The organism is Alteromonas sp. KUL150 (genome assembly GCF_009811475.1).
Taxonomy (GTDB): domain Bacteria; phylum Pseudomonadota; class Gammaproteobacteria; order Enterobacterales; family Alteromonadaceae; genus Alteromonas; species Alteromonas gracilis.
This window is the reverse complement of record NZ_BLIJ01000040.1, coordinates 1-19,913: the sequence shown is the minus strand read 5'-3', so window position 1 is coordinate 19,913 and position 19,913 is coordinate 1. Positions and strand designations below refer to the sequence as shown.

Annotated in this window: 15 protein-coding genes; 6 read left to right on the top strand and 9 right to left on the bottom strand. The window is 43.7% G+C overall.

Annotation, left to right across the window (positions count from 1 at the left end; genetic code table 11):
• The first annotated feature begins 292 nt into the window (after positions 1-292).
• Positions 293-1,828 carry a response regulator gene (locus tag GVO62_RS09655; RefSeq protein WP_236547118.1) on the top strand — a complete coding sequence of 512 codons (1,536 nt, stop codon included), beginning with the start codon at positions 293-295 and terminating at the stop codon, positions 1,826-1,828.
• A gap of 74 nt (positions 1,829-1,902) precedes the next feature.
• Here the strand turns inward: GVO62_RS09655 and GVO62_RS09650 are convergent, their stop codons facing one another.
• Positions 1,903-2,778 (bottom strand): NAD(P)-dependent oxidoreductase, encoded by an 876-nt coding sequence (locus GVO62_RS09650; protein WP_159118855.1) that lies wholly within the window; start codon positions 2,776-2,778, stop codon positions 1,903-1,905.
• An 87-nt stretch (positions 2,779-2,865) separates the two neighbouring features.
• Here GVO62_RS09650 and GVO62_RS09645 point away from each other — a divergent pair, with 87 nt between their 5' ends.
• Positions 2,866-3,351 carry a glutathione peroxidase gene (locus GVO62_RS09645; protein WP_159118853.1) on the top strand — a complete coding sequence of 162 codons (486 nt, stop codon included), beginning with the start codon at positions 2,866-2,868 and terminating at the stop codon, positions 3,349-3,351.
• Positions 3,352-3,395: 44 nt separating this feature from the next.
• On the top strand, positions 3,396-4,421 hold the full coding sequence (locus GVO62_RS09640; RefSeq protein ID WP_159118851.1) for a 2-hydroxyacid dehydrogenase: 1,026 nt from the start codon (positions 3,396-3,398) through the stop codon (positions 4,419-4,421).
• Between the two features lie 106 nt (positions 4,422-4,527).
• Here GVO62_RS09640 and GVO62_RS09635 read toward each other — a convergent pair whose 3' ends face one another.
• Both GVO62_RS09635 and GVO62_RS09630 read right to left on the bottom strand, forming a co-directional pair.
• The gene (locus GVO62_RS09635; RefSeq protein ID WP_159118849.1) at positions 4,528-5,271 is read right to left on the bottom strand and encodes a methyltransferase; all 744 of its coding nucleotides are present in this window, start codon (positions 5,269-5,271) and stop codon (positions 4,528-4,530) included.
• A 15-nt stretch (positions 5,272-5,286) separates the two neighbouring features.
• On the bottom strand, positions 5,287-6,048 hold the full coding sequence (locus GVO62_RS09630) for a Nif3-like dinuclear metal center hexameric protein (RefSeq protein ID WP_159118847.1): 762 nt from the start codon (positions 6,046-6,048) through the stop codon (positions 5,287-5,289).
• A gap of 232 nt (positions 6,049-6,280) precedes the next feature.
• Here GVO62_RS09630 and GVO62_RS09625 point away from each other — a divergent pair, with 232 nt between their 5' ends.
• On the top strand, positions 6,281-6,616 hold the full coding sequence (locus GVO62_RS09625) for a hypothetical protein (protein WP_159118837.1): 336 nt from the start codon (positions 6,281-6,283) through the stop codon (positions 6,614-6,616).
• Between the two features lie 156 nt (positions 6,617-6,772).
• Here the strand turns inward: GVO62_RS09625 and GVO62_RS09620 are convergent, their stop codons facing one another.
• From GVO62_RS09620 to GVO62_RS09605, 4 genes are all read right to left on the bottom strand, one after another.
• Positions 6,773-7,396 carry a TetR/AcrR family transcriptional regulator gene (locus GVO62_RS09620; protein ID WP_159118835.1) on the bottom strand — a complete coding sequence of 208 codons (624 nt, stop codon included), beginning with the start codon at positions 7,394-7,396 and terminating at the stop codon, positions 6,773-6,775.
• 104 nt (positions 7,397-7,500) lie between these two features.
• A complete protein-coding gene (sohB, locus tag GVO62_RS09615) occupies positions 7,501-8,523 on the bottom strand; it encodes a protease SohB (RefSeq protein ID WP_159118833.1) in 1,023 nt (340 codons plus the stop codon).
• Positions 8,524-8,640: 117 nt separating this feature from the next.
• The gene (locus GVO62_RS09610) at positions 8,641-11,166 is read right to left on the bottom strand and encodes an acylase (RefSeq protein ID WP_201282653.1); all 2,526 of its coding nucleotides are present in this window, start codon (positions 11,164-11,166) and stop codon (positions 8,641-8,643) included.
• Between the two features lie 242 nt (positions 11,167-11,408).
• Positions 11,409-14,006: a VolA/Pla-1 family phospholipase gene (locus tag GVO62_RS09605; RefSeq protein WP_159118831.1), complete on the bottom strand. Its 2,598-nt coding sequence runs from the start codon at positions 14,004-14,006 to the stop codon at positions 11,409-11,411.
• A 320-nt stretch (positions 14,007-14,326) separates the two neighbouring features.
• Here GVO62_RS09605 and GVO62_RS09600 point away from each other — a divergent pair, with 320 nt between their 5' ends.
• The gene (locus tag GVO62_RS09600) at positions 14,327-15,070 is read left to right on the top strand and encodes a YciK family oxidoreductase (protein ID WP_159118829.1); all 744 of its coding nucleotides are present in this window, start codon (positions 14,327-14,329) and stop codon (positions 15,068-15,070) included.
• A gap of 216 nt (positions 15,071-15,286) precedes the next feature.
• On the opposite strand, the gene glnS is transcribed toward GVO62_RS09600, so the two are convergent.
• Positions 15,287-16,954, bottom strand: a complete 1,668-nt coding sequence (gene glnS, locus GVO62_RS09595) for a glutamine--tRNA ligase (protein ID WP_159118827.1) — start codon at positions 16,952-16,954, stop codon at positions 15,287-15,289.
• A gap of 298 nt (positions 16,955-17,252) precedes the next feature.
• Here glnS and GVO62_RS09590 point away from each other — a divergent pair, with 298 nt between their 5' ends.
• Positions 17,253-18,275, top strand: coding sequence for a LacI family DNA-binding transcriptional regulator (locus GVO62_RS09590; protein WP_159118908.1), 1,023 nt, complete (start codon positions 17,253-17,255; stop codon positions 18,273-18,275).
• 211 nt (positions 18,276-18,486) lie between these two features.
• On the opposite strand, the gene GVO62_RS09585 is transcribed toward GVO62_RS09590, so the two are convergent.
• A partial coding sequence (locus tag GVO62_RS09585; protein WP_159118825.1) for an alpha-amylase family glycosyl hydrolase occupies positions 18,487-19,913 on the bottom strand: 1,427 nt, incomplete at its 5' end.

The window sequence follows — 19,913 nt, the reverse complement described above, 5'->3', positions numbered from 1 at the left end:
CAATTGATTTGCTTTTTCATAACAATAACCAATAGCTACCCCTTACGTAAACGTAAAGGTAAACATTCTTTTAAATTTTGTCGCAAAGGACGTAAATATTTTGTGACGACAAGAGGTTCACAATTGGATATCGCCTCCATCGACATAAAATCTTGGTCTATTTGCTAATGCACTTTTATGCCGCTACTGATAACCTAGCTACTTTGTCATCACACACTAAGTACTCGTGGAATTTAGAATTGCTATTGTAGAGGATAATGCCACCGCTCGAACTGCGCTTCGAGGGCACCTTATGTCTATTGCAAACTTAGAAGTGAGTAGTTTTGCTACAGGTGTTGAACTTAAGGCCGCGCTAAAAAAGCAGAACTTTGAGCTTTTGCTTATGGATTACCACCTCGGTGAAGGTAAAAACGGTGTAGAATGGGTTCATAATCTTCGCGAGGCGGGGTTTATTCGTCCAAGCACGGGCATTATCTTTTTAACGTCAGATCGCTCTCCACAAATCATTGGTCGTATTATGGACCTGCAACCTGATGTCCTTCTTATAAAACCCTATACAATCGCATCCCTGACCCGGCAAGTTAACCACTACTTAACGTACCGAGACTTTATAAAGAACGCGTTGCATTCGCTTGATAATAGAGAGCCAGACCGAGCAGTAAATATTATTAGAGCGAAGATAAAAGAAGGCATTCCACCTCGTCTTGTTGGAGACATCAGAAAGCTTTACGCTCGTCTTCTTGTCGATTGCGGAGAAATTCGCCGCGCACTAAGTATTTATGAAGACGTGTTGACCCGTTCGGAAAAGGTACTTTGGGCTCAATGGGGTAAAATTAAGTGCCAGTATGCGTCAGGTCAGTGGCCAGATTGCAAAAACCATTTAAGCGATTTAGTTAATTCAAGTCTTGCTCGCGATAAAGCCTTTGAATGGTTAGCGTCCATTTCCTTCGAGCAAAGTGCGTTTGAAGATGTAGAAAAATATTTAAACGAAATCAACTTTAGCGAGCTAAGTCTTCCCGCAGCTAAATTAAAAACTATTGCTTTTCAGAAGCAGGATAAAGTCATAGAAGCCATTGACTTACTTCAGAAAAAAAGAGCAATGCACAGAAGCGCTAAAGACAGGTTTGTTGACTTTACTTTCGAACTTGCAGAATTTTATCTTTTGTTAGCGGAAGAGTCCCCAGAGACAAATCGGACAGAGAGTTTGTCTCAGGCCCGTAAGCTAGTAGGTATAGCAGGGCGAAGCCAAGGTGATCCACAAATTCTTCAAAAGCGAGATTATCTCCTTGCCTTCGGCGCAGTAATTGAGAACGATTTAGAAAAAGCGGCGCACCTGCTTGAAGGCGATCACATCGACAACTATTTGCGAACAGAGCCTTCGATTTTAGTGATTGCAGCTAAAGTCCATCACGGTTTAGGCGACGAGCGTAAAGCGGGTGAACTACTTTTGATGGCTAAGCAAAAAAACGCTGAGTTACAGGTCATCTCTGAACAAGTCATGAATGATGAACTCATATTTTCAGGTGGGGAACGTTTAGGGTTAAATCATGAACAGGCCGTTGCTATCAACCAAACCGGCACCCAGTTATTTATCGAAGGGAGTTTCACAAGCGCAATGAAGCACTTCTATGACGCGTTTCACCTCTCTGAAGAAACGCCAGCATTTGGGTTAAACCTGCTTCAGTGCATGATTGAGGCAGATACGGGCGTGTATCGAAAATTTAACCTAAAACAGCTTATCGATAAGATATCGACGATGAAATTAAATGAAACTAATAAAGCCCGTCTTGAACAGCTTATTCTTTCTAGTCAAGAGCAATCGATTTAAAGCTATTAATGAAAACGCGACCCTGATTGTTAACCAGGATCAGCGTTAACGTTTAAGTATCTACCAGCGTAAAATTATTTGAGGCGTGTTAACAGGCTAGAGGTATCCCAACGTCCTCCACCTAACTTCTGAACATCGGCATAATATTGATCAACAAGTGCAGTAAGAGCTAGCGTTGATCCATTTTTACGCGCTTCATCTAACGCAATGCCTAAATCCTTTCGCATCCAATCAACCGCAAAACCAAAATCAAATGTATTGCTTAGCATTGTGCTGGCTCTGTTTTCCATTTGCCAAGATTGCGCAGCGCCTTTGCTGATTACATCAATTACAGCATTACAATCTAAACCGGCCCTTTGGCCAAAATGCAATGCTTCTGATAACCCTTGAACGATACCCGCGATGCATATTTGATTCATCATTTTTGCTAATTGACCGCTACCGCTCTTGCCCAATAGCTGGCTATGTCGAGCATAATGAGACATTACTGGTTCTGCTTTATCATAGGATTCTTGATCGCCACCAACCATTACCGTCAGTTGACCGTTTTCGGCACCTGCCTGTCCTCCCGAAACAGGTGCATCAAGAAAGCCGATATCTTTTTCTGTGCAAGCAGCGTAAAGCTCTCTGGCTATATCCGCCGATGCAGTAGTGTGGTCCACAAGAACGCTGCCCGGTTTCATCACTTTAAGCGCTTGATAGGCAACGTCTTTCACATCGTTATCATTTCCTACACACATAAAAACAATGGATGCATCTTCGCAGGCCTGAGCAACCGTTTCACAAGCCTTAACTTGTGCGGCATCTAAATTATAAGTCGTTACCCAGTCTTTGGCTTTTTGCGCCGTTCGGTTGTAAACAGTCACAGGGTAACCCGCTTTGCTTAAATGGCCGGCCATTGGAAAACCCATAACACCCAAGCCTAAAAAACTCACTTTCAAATTACTCATACAAAATATACTCTAGAAGATAAACATCAATGTTTTGATTACTTAAGAGTAACAGACTTAACAACAACAAAAACATAGGAATTTACTTTGGAACTCTACTCGCATCACATTACCCGCAATACCGGCGAACAAATCACCCTTGAACAATACAAAGGGAAAGTGTTGCTCATTGTCAATACCGCCAGTAAATGTGGGTTTACTCCACAATATGAAGGGTTAGAGGCACTTTACAAAAAGTATAAAGACAAAGGTCTGGAAATACTGGGTTTTCCATGTGATCAATTTGGTCATCAAGAGCCAGGGAGTGATGAAGATATTGCAGAGTTTTGTAGTTTAAATTTTGGTGTGTCTTTCCCTTTATTTCAAAAAACTATTGTGAACGGTCCTGAGGCAAATCCACTTTTTGAGTCATTGAAAAAAGAAGCGCCAGGCCTATTAGGAACCAAGCGAATAAAATGGAATTTCACAAAATTTCTTGTCACCCCAGATGGCAAGGTATTAAAGCGATACGCGCCCACCATCAAACCTTCGGCAATAGAAGCCGATATCGTTAAGCATTTACCTGTTGACTGATCGTTCCAACAGGACTTTAATTACCTGCTCAAGGGGTAAGGCATATGAAACAAAAAGGTTTATCGCTAGACGACGGCTCTAGCAGGAATGTGGCTTTTTTTAGTACTCGGCCTTATGAAAAGCAGGTCTTTACTGAACTGCTCAATGTACGCAATGAGACGTTAACCTCTCCCATAGAGGCAACGTTTTTTGAACATCCGCTAAACCCCTCTACAGCTTTAAGTTGTGAAGGTTTCTCTGACGTTGTGGTATTCGTAAATGACGATGTAAGCGAAGCTACAATTAAAGCGTTGAGTCAAAATAATGTAAGCCACGTAGCGCTTCGTTGTGCCGGCTACAACAATGTGGATGTGGACGCGGCAGCTGAAATGGGGATCAGTGTGAGTCGTGTACCGGCTTACAGCCCTGAAACTGTTGCAGAGCATACGCTTGCGCTTATCCTTACATTGAACAGAAAAACACACAAGGCCTATAACCGGGTTAGAGAGGGTAACTTTAACTTACAAGGTTTAATGGGCTTTACGCTTCATGAAAAAAATGTTGGCGTTATTGGAACGGGCAAAATTGGCAAAGCGGTCATTCGAATATTGCTCGGGTTTGGGTGCAATGTATTATGCTTTGACCCAACACAGGATCCTTCTGTTAGCGGCATGGGGGCTCAATATGTCTCTCTCAACGAGCTGCTCTCAAAAAGCGTGATTATTACGTTGCACTGCCCGCTCAATGAACATAGCCAGCACATAATAAACGCTGACAGCATTGCCAAGATGCCTGACGGTGTCATGCTTATTAACACGTCTCGAGGGGGGTTACTTGATGATGCGGCGGTTATTAAGGGCCTAAAGTCGAAGAAAATCGGCTACCTAGGCTTGGACGTTTACGAACGCGAGTCTGAACTCTTCTTTAGCGATCATTCTCAGGAGATTATTCAGGATGATGTTTTTCAACGGCTCACTACCTTCCCCAATGTTTTAATAACCGGGCACCAAGGTTTTTTTACTCAAGAAGCCCTCCATGAAATTGGAGAGATAACGCTAGATAATATAATGTATGGCGGCAACAGGCTCTGAGCCATTGTCGCTTTTGATGGTCTATTTATACACTCACTTATTGCGCCTTTTTCCAATCCAAGCTGCTTAACACAATAAGCTGTTGGGAAAAGAAAAAGGCATGCTCTTACGGCTTTTTAAGTATTAATTGGAAATATTTGCCAAGCCACATGTAAGGTGCTTTTGTATGATATTGACGTTCTAGCGCCAGTAGTTCGTCGAACTTACTGCTCTGATGGCTTATATCGCGCATATAATCATGAAAGCATCGAATGCCAGCTTTTTCTAACACCTGAAAACCAAGCGCCTCACAGTGCTCCACAACGCGCATAGCACTTAACGGCTGGTTAGGATTAAGCCTAACCTGCTTTTTTACTTTCATGCCTTTGGCGATATAGTCAAAGTTACCGTAAATGGCATTTGCAAATAAGTTTGCATCCTGGTTGAAAAAGCTAAGACTAAGAGACGCCCCACTCTTCATATTGTTAAAAATATAGTCGATTGCATCGAAAGGCGCGTCAAGCCATTCAAGCACTGCATGACACACAACCAAATCATAGTCAGCTAAGTCTTCTATAGCCTGCAGGTACTGCTGTCTTATCGTTATGCCGTCACAAGCACTAAGAACAGTAGCAGCTTGTTCGAGCACATCTTTAGATGCGTCGGTTAGCGTAACAGTGTGCCCCATTGACGCTAAATGGGCAGACATAACCCCTGTTCCGCCGCCTATCTCAATGGCGCGCAGCGGTTTTGCAACATAGGGCGAAAGCACATCACAGAGTAAGGTGTGCCTTAGCTTTCCTTTTGTTGTACCGTAAATATTATTTGAAAATTTTTCAGCAATTCCATCAAAGATACGATCGTTGTTCATACACCTTACTCTACATCAAGCAGGATTATCGATATCAATGAACTGAACAGTCACATCAAACTGTTCTGCTATGTGCTCACCTAAAGATTTCACCCCGTAGCGTTCAGTAGCATGGTGACCAGCGGCAAAAAAGGTGATCCCCATTTCTCTGGCAGTATGTACTGTCTGCTCGGATACCTCGCCGGAAATAAAAGCGTCGACACCAAGGTCCACGGCTTGTTCGATAAACCCTTGTCCGCCTCCCGTACACCAAGCAATGGTTGAAATAGGCTTAGTGACAGGGCCCTCAATTAAAATTTCTCGTCCTAGAAGTTTTTTTAATTTCGATTGCAGGGCTTGACCGTCAATCGACTCTACTAAATTTCCCTGCATAACAACGCCCAGCGGCTTAACGCTACTTACCGCGCTCACATTTTCAATTCCTAGAAGCGCTGCAAGTTGACGGTTATTGCCGAATTCTGGGTGTACATCTAATGGAAGGTGATAGGCATACAGATTAATATCGTTAGCAAGCAGCGCTGAGAGACGACGTTTTTTCATGCCGGTAATTACTTGAGATTCACCTTTCCAAAAATAGCCATGGTGGACAATGATAGCGTCCGCATGCTTTTCTACGGCAGCATCAACTAACGCTTGCGATGCCGTCACGCCCGTTATAATAGTCTCTATATTCCGTGCGCCTTCTACCTGTAAACCGTTAGGGCAATAATCACTTATTTCTTTGACCCTAAGCATGCCATCAAGATAATTCTGTAGTTCTAGATTGGTAATAGACACAAGTCCTCCGGTTGAAAATTAGACAAAAAGGCCAAAAAGCGCTATAAAAAGACGCGAACGTTATTCAAAATTACTGCTTATGGGCAAACACAAGTAGTTTGTGAATTTGCAGATGTTCACCTTGTCGGCTTGGGTAATTTGTCGTGAAGCGCTACATCAATATTAGTTTCAGCCAGCGCTTTTATAGGTTTTGAATCGTTCGCTATGTTAACAAATTAAAGAGCAAAAAAGCATGACAAACTTAGACAAAGATGCCGTGTTGGCAGCTTTCACTGACGCTTATAAGAAGGCTCACGGTAAAAGCCCTAATATCGAAAGTAAAAGTGGATGGTACAGCGTAGACGGTGGTAAGAACGTACGACTCGCACAACTTCAAGAGATGATAGCGTCATTGGAGTCACAGCACGGGAATTCTGCTGAGAAAACTTCAAAGAAGAAAAATACAACTACCGCGACTAGCACAGCGAAGAAAAAAGCCACAAGCCCCACGAAATCAGGATTTTCTGTGAAAGACTTTTGGGCAGAAAAACTTAATGCAGAAGCACCTGGCGCCACCCTTCCTCGCTAGGTTAACAAATAGAAAGCAATTCGAAACAAAAGGGATTTACGTAATGCGAAGTTGCATGGCCAGCTCCTCATTACGTAAAACACCTCATCTGTAACCACCCGTAAAACAATAGTAACAGCTGATACCAAAGTATTTGATTGTCTAAGCGGAGTGGTATTACCTGCCTGCTAGCCCTTGTGCCACAAATGGAACAAGGTGCTGAATCACTTCTTCAATATCAACGTGCTTATGAAAATCTGATTCTGCAATCTCTGTTAATGCTTGGCTCGACGCCATAGAAAACACAAAACTTCCCATTGCAAAATGCAATCGCCAGAATAGCTCCTCCTCTGGTAATTCCGGAAGGCAACGCCTTATAGCGTCAACGAGCGCTCGGATACAATCACCATAATCATTCATTAAAAACTTTCGCAAGTGACCCTGAGTTTCGTTATACCCTCGCCCTAGTAACTTAACAAAGGTGGCGGTGCCCTGAGTAGATAGCTTATTAAGATTTATCATAGGTGGGATGAGTGAATAAAGTAGCTGCTCAACGCCCTTCACACCCTCGATATGCGGTAGCGAAGCTAAGCAGGATTTCACTTCCGGCATAAGCTGGTCGAAATAGCGCTTAAAAACCGCTTGAATAAGGTTTTTCTTGCTGCCAAAGTGGTAGTTGACGGATGCAAGGTTCACTTCAGCTCTGGCGGTAATTTCTCGCATCGAGGTTTGTGTAAAACCGCTTTGAGAAAACAAATATTCAGCCGCATCCAATATATCGGTTTTCGTATGCCGTGCCATATTCTTCTTATTATCTTTCTTGTAGGTTCAAAAACTTAACTCACGCCTGCCTTACTAAAAAAAGTCGAAATACCGTTTTTTCAGTCGCAGACGTGAGCTTGACATTAAAACCAGTGACGGGCTTTATTCATAGATTTCATAAAAACACGCTCAACAACATTTGCTGCCGACATACCAAGTTTTTCTGCAACATTCTTTTTCACTGAATATTTTACGCTAAAGATTTCTCGCGCTGGATAGTGAGAAAGGATGTAATCATCCGATGTAGTAATGTCGTCAACTAAGCCAAGCGCTTTAGCCTTAATACCTGGCCAGTATTCACCGGTTGCCACCTTGTCGATGTCCATATCTGGGCGCTGGCTTTGCACAAAATCTTTGAAGAGCACATGAATTTCTTCAATTTCCTCTTTGAACTTTGCGCGGCCTTCATCGTTGTTTTCACCAAACACCGTTAGAGTGCGCTTAAATTCGCCCGCAGTGTGCTGTTCAAACTCGATATCGTTTTTCTTTAATAACTTATTAAAATTTGGAAGTTGAGCCAGTACGCCAATACTTCCGATATACGCAAATTGAGAGGCAAGAAGGTTGTCAGCGACGCACGCCATCATATAACCACCACTAGCGGCGACTTTATCTACAGCTATGGTCAGCTTTATCCCTTTTTCTTTAATCCTTTGGAGTTGTGACGCCGCTAGGCCGTATCCGTGCACAACACCACCACCGCTCTCTAGACGAACCAGTACTTCATCGTCTTTATTAGCTACGCATAAAATAGCTGTAATTTCTTCCCGTAAGTGTTCAACCTCGTTTGCATCCATAGAGCCTTTAAAGTCAATCACATATAGTCGAGACTTTTGGGTATCGTCGCCTTTTTCTTTACTTTTTGCTTTCTCTTCTTTTTTCTGTTCTTTCGCCAACTTTTTAAGTGCATTTTTATCTAACAACACCTGCTTTGCGTAGTTAGTGATGTCTTTTAATTGCTCTGAAATAGACACGATTTCAAGCTGCCCTTTTCCCTGTTTTTGCTTACTTGCAACGCCAACAATGGTTGATACCACTACAACAAAAGCAATGACCAGTGTCGCTGCTTTGGCAACAAACAAACCGTACTCGTACAAAAACTCCAAACTCTACTCCTAGTAAGATAAGCGGGTAACATAACGTCACAACAATTAAGTAAATAGCGACCTTACCGATTAACGGCAAAGTCGCTGTTTTCATTGCGCTATAATACCAGTCTCACGCTAGTCTGACGATAGGGTAAGCTGCTCAATCTTATTGGCTTCAATTTCTTCTTCCGTGAAAAAGATGTCTCTCAGTGTTGGCTGCTCAGAATAAAGCTCGGTTTGGTCCAAGAAATGCTCGCTGCCATACTTACGTGATTGTGAGTAGGTCAATATACCGCGCCCTTTTGGTCCATTGTCGGTAAAGTTAATAACCATAGCCCAACTCGTACCATAATTTATGTGGTAACCCTCTGCTTCAGCACTCATGATGGTATTGCTATTAACCGGGTCATAAGTATGACGTGGAAGGAGTGTTCCGTTTCTATTTCGAATGACGTCAAACACATTAAAGCCGCCCTCAATGTTGTGCGCGCCCGCCCAAGGCAACTTAATACCTGATGGTGCACCGTTTGGTAGGCTGCGTTCAACAAACTGTACCTCGCCTAAAGGTGCATCGAAAGCAACTCCTGCTTGCTCGATAACCTGAGTTGCTCTTGCTAAATGTTGAAGAGTAACTTCGTTTTTAACCAAACCAGATGGCGTGCTGACAGGCGCATCGAGGGAGAAAGGTATTTCCCATTGTGGCGCTTGATTAAATTGAAAAGCAAACTCTCTGAACACATGGGCCCCTGTGCTTGCTAGGTTCATTGTGCCATCCCAGTCCTCAAGTGCTGCGCAAGCTTGTGACACATCCACATTGGTACCGTCTACATCAACTGGAGTATCACCTTGTTCTGCACACATCGAAAGCAACGAAGGCAAAATATTTTCTGCTAAATAGCTTCTGTTATTAAGCAGCAAACCTTCTACTTCCTCCGGCGTGAAAGTACCGTCACTCCCAGCTTCATTTTCGATAAACTGTTGACCCATACGCGAACGCAGTGATTGTTGGTTGTTCACATTACCGAAAAGCGGGTTGCTTACCACAATAGGCGTATCGAGATTAGTTAGCCAATAGCTATCATTAGAGTTTTGTACCGAGTCAGTACCTTCGTATTTTGGCGCTTCTTCGTAAGGCACGGGCCCTTCGAAATCAAACTGAGAAATATTTCCAGGTAAAACCGTGAAGCCTGCAGCCGCTTTAGTTTGAATAAGCAACGGATTTGTTGTGAGCTGCTCTATCGCTGTTTCAGTTAAATTAGGAACGGTTGAGTCATCAATATAAAAAACCTGACCGTCAGCAGAAGCCGCCATAGTGTTATTAAAAATAACGCCATCATAATCTTTAAACGCTTGCTTAAATTCATCCATCGATGTTGCCATGTTCATGGCAAGCCAATGATCAACGATATCGAAATTAGGTAAGTTGGCATCTTTTATTGCAAACGCGTTGTTCCCTGTCCAATCAAAATTACCCGGCACTTCTATCATAGGCCCGTAGTTGGTGTAGTAAGCCGTTTTATTGAGCTTAATTGTCTGCCCACCACCTACAGCAACATCTATCTGCAGTGGTTTTTCGTAAATAGTTCGTCTATTGCCGTCAACAACATGGGTAAGACCAGATTCATCGTTTTCATCGAGAGTGAGTTGATAAACTACAAAATGCTCGGCTGTAGAGAATGTATGTGTCCATGCAACGCTCTCATTAAACCCAATATTAACTGCACCTGGCAAACCCATTAACGAGCCACCTGTAACATTTAAATGACCCGGTACTTGAGCATGAAAATTCCAGAAACGAAGGTTACCGGTATGCGGAAAATGTGGGTTTCCAAGAACCATACCTTTTCCGTTGGTTGTCTTGTCACTGCCTAGACCCCATCCATTTGACCCCATTTCCTGGGGATTTCTTTCAGGTAAAGCGACCGTTGGCGCAATATTAACAGAAGCTGCGACCTCGCTTGTTGATGCTGCAGGTGTGGGTAAGTAACTTTTCCCCTCAGGTGCAGCAATAAACATTGGCCCAAGGAAATTAGCTGCCCCTGGAAGAAGCGCCACACCCAATGAATAGGTTAAAAGATCAACACTGTCTATTTCAGTTACCCATGGCTGCCCGGCACAACTTTGGTCTTGGTCTTCAATTGGTGTTTCGCTTAAATAACGATTGTAGCCCGCGGTATATCCCTGAAACATAGCGCGTGAGTTCGCTGAAAGTCTCGGCAAATTCTCTTCGGCCAGCTCTCTTATTCCTAGTGTCAAAAAACCGAAGTCATTAATAAGATGCTCGGAATCTCCGCTACCGGGATTTAGGTCCGGTCCATAATACTTGGCCCGTTCTGAGTTGTATTTCAGTATTTGATCTGCCAATACACAAAGATTATCTCGAGCAAAAGCATAACCAACGCCATAAGCCATACTCTCTAAATTATCCGCTTTAACATGCGGCACCCCGTAAGTTGTCCATGTAATATCGGCTGAGAGTGAACCGTCAGGCGAAAATGCTGGTATTGGTGCTGGTGTAGGATCTGGAGTAGTTGGCTGAGTTGGTGCTGGTTGCTCTACGTTTGAGAAATCGTTGTCGTTGTCTCCACACGCCGCCAACAGCGTAGCTAGAGAAAGCGCAATAAGCGTTTGTTTAGTAGCAAACGTATTTTTTTTAATCATCGCATTGAATCCCTGTAATAAATGAAAAGGCCCTTCTCTCATAAGCATATATAACCATTCTATGCTGAGAAGCGAGTATCAAGAATCATACTGATCCGACCTGAATTTTACACTACATTAACAACGTGAAACATTCAAACAACATTATAATTTATATAAAAAAAAGCCGGCTTCAAAAGCCGGCTTTTTCAACATTAAATGTAAGCAGTTGTTACATTGTATTTTACAGAACTAATACCTTTTTAGTTTGCTATAACGCTCTCATCCGAAATTGGAAGCGCTAATGCATCAGAAGCAATATAGCCTGCCACTTCTTTTTGCATCTCGGTGGTAACTGCCGCGCTTGCTGTTGGGCTTAAGCTAGATGCATGTGCGCCGCTGTTGAACAGTACCAAACCGCTGATTGGGTCTGTACCCGGACCTTGGGTGGTAGTCACTTGATCTAAACCAATGGTAGAAGCGAGTGGAAGCTGACCTGAAAGCGGCAGTGCAGTTGAAACTGGGATTACCTGATCAGGTAAGTTCTCTGCGCTACCGTCACCCACTACCGTCATCATGTGAACTGGCGTAGTGCTACCCAACGTCTGTGCATAGTTTGTTGGGTCACCTGCATCCATAACTGTTTGCGCAGCAAAAGCAAACTCGGCAAATACCGCATTCACAGCTGCCGCTTGTTCTGGCGTCAAGTTATCTTCAAATATTGCAACAGCTGCGCGAAGCTGCTCTTCGCTTACGTCAGTTGTTTCATACAGCTGATTAAGCAGTGCAACAAAGTCCTCAGATGCTTGAGACAACAATAGACCTTTAATTAATGGGCCAAAAGCAGCAGATTCTAGTAAGAATTGCGCCACGCCGCCTCCCGGAGATTCAAGAGAAGCTTGTCTCACGGCAAACATACCGTCAAGTGCCGCTAAGTCACCACCCATCGACGTGTTAGCAACTGCCGCGAAGTTGCCGCCGGTAATCGCACCAAGTGATACACCCATAATAGAAACACGAGACATATCAAACTTAACGTTCTGTGCAGCAGTGGTATCTACAACAGCGTTTAGACCTAAGCGCAATCCAAGTAAATCTGACACGCTTTGACGTAAATTATCGCGTGCAGTAGGTAGACTCGCTAGGTTCATATAGTGAGTAGCACTAACCGTGGTTGCATTTAGGTCGTCATTACCGTCGCCATCGAGATCAAAACCACGACTACCGTGTAATGGTTGGTCGATTGCTACAGACGCTATACCAGCCAAAGACAGTGTGCCTGTAATCGCAAGCATGTCTTCTTTCTGACTAGTAATGCCGTGAGCTAGAATAACCACTGGCCAACCTGCCTCAGGCATACTAATCGGGAAGCCCAATGCACCTGCAATTGCCGGATCAGGGATCGTTACCTGAACGTCTAGCGTTTCTGTACCCATGTTTCCGCCGGTCGGCTGTGGATACGGATTAAATTTAGTAATGTTTCTTGCGTTATCAAGCATTTCGCCATTAATTCGAACGTCAGCAAGTCCTAGCGAGGAACACATAGCTGCATTTGGACCTGGCTCTGCATTTGCAAGTAGCTCCTGCGGTGCGCCAGCTAGTACAATGCCGCTATCGCACGCTGCTTTCCAAAAGTCATTTACCGGTGCTAATGGGTTTTCAGCACTCGGTACACCTAAGAAATAAGGCAGTGCGATGTTACCTTCATAACGCTGCGCAGCACAAAATGGGCCCGCTTGCGCTAAAATACCTGTCGATACGCCAACTGCAAAATCATTCAGTGCACCCCACTGTGACGCAAGTTGACCAGAAGCCGTACCGGCAAGACCTGCACATGTTTCTAACAGGCTAAAGTCAGTAGCGTCAATAGCAGCTTGAATATTATCAGGTAAGCCTTGCTTGCCCAATTCAACCGCGCCTGCAACAACCGTTTCGTTAACCAATCCAAGCGCTTCCATCGCATTTGGCGCTGCAGAAGCGTCGCTAACCGTAATCGCTGGTAGTGCTGTTGGTGCAGATGGGTCACCACCAGCAGCAAGTTGTGCAAATCGACTAATCATCACCTTTTTAATCGTATCAAGTGAGTTAGCTATTGACTGCGTTGTGAAGGCAGATACGTAAGTAATGTCTTCACGGTCATAACCTGCGCCAAGTACCGGATTAACTAATGAATTTACTAGGCCCTGCAATTGAAGCTGTGCATCGCTTGATAAAGGGTTGGAGTTAATGTCTTGTCTAACAGAGTCCCAGGTTGTTGAACCTTGCACAGACTTGCCAGAGGAATCTTTCAAATCAGTGGTCATGACAAGCATGTAGCCTTGTGCAGATTTGAGCGGTTTTAATGGAACAAATGTAATAGTGTTGCTGTCCGCTAGACTAAGCACATAATCAACACCAAAGGTAAGCTGGTCACCAAGCTTACAACCCGCTGATGGCGTAGTGACCTGAGCACAGTCTGGGTCGCTTTGGTCAAGACCAAGAGTAGCTTCAAACAACAATACGCCAGCCGCAAGTGTACTTTCATCAAGCGAGGTACCTGGCGGTGTTTCTACGTTAATAACGAATGGATGTTGCGTAGACCAACCGTCCAAAACGTTAAGTGCGTTTTGCGGGTCTGCAAAATCGGTAGGGTCAGCCACCGGAATGTTTAGTGTGTAATCGAAGAAACCGTCATCGCCCGGAAGCATAAGCAGGTCATTAGGAATATTTAGGTTCCCTGCTGCTGGGTCAAAAACAATTCGTGAAAATGGGGTTTGAACTTCTGTTTCGGCCTGAATGTCGGAAAGGGTTTCATCGGAGCCACCACAGCCTGCTAGACCCAGCGCAAGGGCCACACTGGAACTTAATACGAGTTTTCTCATCTCTACTCCCTACAAGCATTGTTGTTATTCTGTGTTTAAAACCTAATTCTTTTAAAAGTAGCCTGCTGTGCGTTTTCTTTACAGGTGTAATTAATGGTTTTAAACATGTTAGACCAGTTGTATCTCACTCAATCTTATTGACTTTGTTGCAACTTTGCAAAGTTTTGTTAACTACTTTTGTGAACTTTTTTTACGTTTGAAGAAATTTTCATTCATTGATTTACTTGTGAGTCAGGCTGGGTATGATCTCTCACCTATTTTTGAGATGGGTACAACCACCCTTATCACCGCGATAAAAATTAACCTTTTCAAGGATTACAATGAACGACTATAACGCACCGGCTGATTTATTACGGGACAAAGTTATTCTAATTACAGGCGCTGGCGATGGTATTGGCGCACAAGCAGCTAAAACTTATGCTGCTCACGGCGCAATTTGTATATTACTGGGCCGCACTGTGTCTAAGCTTGAAGCTGTATACGATGAGATTGTCGCTGCCGGCGGACAAGAGCCTGCCATTGTTCCACTTGATATAAAAGGTGCAACACCTTCGCATTATCAGCAAATGACACAAACTATCATTGATCAGTTTGGCCGACTGGACGGTGTACTTCACAATGCTGGGATTTTAGGTCATTTAAGTGCGTTTAAAGATATTGATGCACAGGAATGGCAAGATGTCATGCAGATTAACCTTAATGGTATGGTGTATATGACACAGGCGCTTATACCTGCGTTGGAGAAAGCCGATAATGCTTCAGTGATTTTCACAACATCCAGCGTAGGCAGAAAAGGCCGCGCGTTTTGGGGCACCTACGCCGTATCAAAATTTGCAACAGAAGGCGTCATGCAAACCCTAGCAGATGAATATCAAAACAAATCGCTGCGCTTTAATTGCATTAACCCAGGTGGTACTCGTACTCACATGCGCGCGCAGGCTTTTCCTGCAGAAACCCCTGAAACACTCAAAACACCAGCGGATATCATGCCTATGTACTTATACTTAATGGGTGATGAAAGTATAAAGGTAAACGGTCAGTCCCTTGATTGCCAGCCAAAGTAAACAGCGAAATAGCTTATCTCCAAAGAAGCTTAGATGCACGCAATACGTTGAACTGTAAAAGGGCTGTTGGCTTTCCTATCTAGATACAATCGTAAGCGACTGAGTAAACACTGTTCACTAAACCAAAACAGAAATTAGCTTTTTTGCCAAATAAAAAACCGCTTAAGTTTGCACTTAAGCGGTTTTTTAACGTTTGCGTTCTCTTACACGGCTAACTTATTCGCCTATTTTTGCCCAAGTGTCTCTAAGGCCAACCGTACGGTTGAAAACAGGTTTTTCGTCAGTACTGTCGTTGTCAACGCAGAAATAGCCTGTGCGCTCGAACTGCCACGCACCTACTTCTGGAACATTTTTCGCCAAGCCAGCTTCAACCCAACCTTGTTTAAGTTCAAAGGACTCTGGGTTAATCGCATCAGTAAAGTTTTCTTCCGCAGCAGGGTTAGGTACGTTAAACAAGCGGTCATAAAGCCTAAATTCGGCCGCCTGCGCGGTTGCCGCATCCACCCAGTGAATAACGCCTTTCACTTTGCGTCCGTCAGCTGGATCCTTACCCAAAGTACCAGGGTCGTATGTGCAGTAAACGGTTGTTACGTTACCCGCTTCATCCTTTTCAACTCGATTAGCTTTGACTACATATGCGTTACGAAGGCGTACTTCTTTGTCCAGCACTAGGCGTTTGAATTTTTTATTCGCTGACTCGCGAAAATCTTCCGCTTCGATATATACTTCGCGGCTAAATCCAATGTTACGCGTACCCATACTCTCATCGTTTGGATGATTAGGCGCAACCAGTGTTTCCGTCTTGCCTTCCTCATAGTTTTCGATAACCAACTTGATGGGGTCTAGAACGGCCATGGCACGAGGAGCATTAGTGTTTAAGTCGTCGCGAATACAGGCTTCTAACATGGACATTTCAACCATGTTATCCATTTTAGTCACACCAATCCGCTTACAAAACTCAACGATAGAGCCAGGTGTATAGCCACGGCGGCGCAAACCGGCAATGGTTGGCATACGCGGGTCATCCCAACCGTTTACATGATTTTCTTCTACTAACTGAATCAAGCGGCGTTTACTTAATACCGTATACTCTAGATTTAGTCGTGAAAACTCATACTGACGCGGCGTGCAGTCAATACTAATATTCTCAATAACCCAGTCATAGAGACGGCGGTTATCTTGGAACTCTAGCGTACACAACGAATGCGTAATGCCTTCAATGGCATCTGAAATACAATGGGTAAAGTCATACATCGGGTACACGCACCATTTATCACCGGTTTGATGATGGTGAGCGTGTTTAACGCGATAAATAACCGGATCACGCATGCACATAAACGGCGATGACATGTCTATCTTTGCACGCAGACTGCACTCGCCTTCTTTATATTCGCCTGCCGTCATTTTAGCAAACTCACGAAGGTTCGTTTCAACGTCTGTATCGCGATAAGGGCTGTTCTGACCAGGCTCTTTAAGCGTACCGCGCATTTCGCGCATCACGTCTTGTGCTGAAAAATCTACGTAAGCCAAGCCTTTTTCTATAAGCTCAACGGCATATGCGTGCAGCTGGTCAAAATAATTTGATGAATAGCGCGCTTCGCCATCCCAGGTAAAGCCAAGCCACTGAACGTCTTCTTTTATGGAATTGACGAATGTGATGTCTTCTTTTGCAGGGTTAGTATCGTCAAAGCGCAGGTTGCACGTTCCTGTATAGTCTTGTGCAATACCAAAATTCAAGCAAATCGACTTAGCATGGCCTATATGAAGAAAGCCATTTGGCTCGGGCGGAAACCGAGTTTTAATAGCATTGTGTAAGCCACTAGCCAGGTCTTTGTCTATGATCTGACGGATAAAATTGGTCGGACGGTTTTCAGTCTCGGCCATTCGCTTGTTCCCCTTATGCACGTAATATTTCAAAATCTTTGCGAGTATAACACTCTCACAATTACTTCAACCATGTTTTCTTTAAAGAAGCCTGACAAGTGGTTGAATTAAGAACGATCCAACCGTTAAGCACAGGTTTTATCATTAAACCAAATCAGCAGAGATATAGATAAAGACTAAGGATTTATGAATTTTGCGTTGCAATACTGCCTCTGAGACGCAAAAAACACGCCTTATTCGAAAAATGTGGTAACCTAAATTTGCGACAACATTGTCGTAGCAGCAAAAAATGGTATTTATGAAAGAAAAAGCAACCTCTTTTGATATTGCCCATTTGGCAGGGGTTTCGCAGTCAACCGTATCGCGAGCATTAAATAATAGCCCGCTGGTAAACCAAGAAACTCGCGATCGCGTTCAACGCATTGCCCGGGAACTCAATTACAAAGTGGACAAGAACGCGAGTAATTTGAGAAAACAAAAGAGCAGCACGATTGCCCTACTCTTATTTGAAGATCCCACGTCTGATGATTCGATGATCAATCCGTTTTTTTTAGCTATGCTGGGCAGCATCACACGGGCCTGCGCGCATGCCAATTACGATTTACTTGTCTCTTTCCAAAACCTAGATGACGATTGGCACGCCGAATATGAGGATTCGAATAAGGCGGATGGCATTATTTTGCTGGGATATGGCGACTACACTGATTATCAAAATAAAGTTGCTCAATTAGAATCACAAGGCACCCACTTTGTCCGTTGGGGAGCGCCAGATGAAGCACATCCAGGGATTAGTATTGGTTGCGATAATTACCAAGGCGGCCAAAGCATAACTGAACATCTTATAAAGTTAGGTAAACGTTCGTTTGCTTTTATCGGCGATAATGGTGAGCACGCGCCTGAATTTAAAGCGCGATTTAACGGCTATTTTGACGCCCTCAAAAAGCACGGACTGAGTAGCACAAGCGTGCAAAGAGACGCTATATCCACTGAGGATGCAGGCTCTCAAGCCGTAAAGTCATTACTTGAAGGCGGTGAGTTACCCAATGCATTTGTTTGCGCATCGGACCTTATCGCCATGGGCGTATTAAGAGCGCTAAGACAAGCCAACGTGAATGTTCCTGATGACGTTGCAGTAGTTGGCTACGACAATATTGCTGTGTCTGCCTACACCACTCCATCGCTTACTACCGTTCAGCAAAATACTAAACTGGCTGGCGAGTTACTGGTGAATACCCTGTTAAAAGCAATCAACAATGAAGATGTTCAGGACTATTTAATGCCCGCGGATGTCATTATTCGCCAATCTTGTGGTAGCGAGTAAAATCTTTATAAGCAGCAAATCTCGTATCAACGAAAAAGCCCTGAAAACTAATATTCGGGGCTTTTTTAAGGTTCAGATTTCAACTTAAGCGCGCGTAACTATTACATTTCTTAGTTGGCTTGAAAGTATCATTTATACTCAGTGTTCAAAGCATACGTTTGTCAACGACCAATATTCAGCCAATTCCCGTCTTGCTGTATTAAGTATATGTCTATTGACGAGCCAACTGATACTTAATTTGCTCAAGTAAATCAAGGTTGTTCACTTCCCCTTCACGCACCCATACCTGTACGCCATTTGGCTTAACAGTAGTCTTTACCGAAGCGCTGCTTGCCACGGTCAGTGTCTGACCAGTTAGTTGTTCTACCCATTCTCCAGACTGCATGAATTCACTAATATCGAAGGATTCCAGTGAATTACCTTTATTCAATAATACTAGTGCAGTCTCTTGAGCGTCTTCGTTATCTATTACACGATAAAATGCCGCTCGATGGCCGTTAAGTTCGATATTTACTTGAACACCGCGCTGCAGCGAAACTGTGTTTTTGCGAACATTAGCAATTTTTGTTAGCGCCTGTTGGATAGTATGCTCCTTTGCTTGGTCGAGGCGCTCTTGACCCACATAGTTACGATTGCCCGCATGTTCAGCTGTTCCGCGCATAAAGCCTATTTCAGACCCCATATAAACCACCGGAATACCGCGAACCGTAAACAACCAATTATGGGCATTGATAAAGCCTTCATCAGTAGCATTCATTCGCGCCATATCATGGTTATCATAGAAGGTGGTTAATTCATAAACATTGTGATAAGGGCCGTGAGTAAGGTGAAGTACCTTCTCTAGATCAGCAAAATTACTCTCTAGTGGCTTTTCAAAAACACGTACCATGGCTTTTTGCATCGGAAAGTCGAGGACGCTGACGCCGCCATTTTTTGGTAAGGTATGCTGCGCAATATTATTGGCTTCATAATCGAATGCTTCCCCAAACATAAAGAAATTAGGGTGCTGCTTACGAATGCGGTCAGATGCCTCTCGCCAAAACGCATGAGGAACATGTCTGATTGTGTCTATTCTAAACGCATCTGCACCTTGAGAAATCCAATACAGATAACTGTTTATGAGATAGTCGCGTACCGCCGGGTTCTCATCATCTAGATTAGAAAGTTTTACTAAATCTGGATAGTCATGAAAAAAGCTATGTAGCGGATTGTTTTTAGGGTCTAAATCTTCAGGTGCAAGATTTTGATGGTCAGCAACTAAGTTTCCATCCTTATCATAAATTTCACCATAGCCCGGTAAGTCTTTTTGCATGGTAAAGCTTGGCGTGCCGTGATTCGCTACAATATCAAACACCGACTTAAGACCGTGCTCACGCATTTTCGCGGTATAATCACTTACACTTAAATTGTCGCTAACCAAGTGCTCGTCAGCTTTATAAAAGTTTGTAGCCCAGTAGCCGTGATATCCGGTTTTACCGCCGTCTTTAAATGCACCACCGTAAGTAATCGGCTCATCACCGTTGAACGCATAGTCTGGATTATCGTGTACTGGCGTCATCCATACTGCGGTGAAACCCATGTCTTTTATGTAGTCAGCGTTATTTAAGATACCTTGTAAATCTCCGCCCATATAGCCTA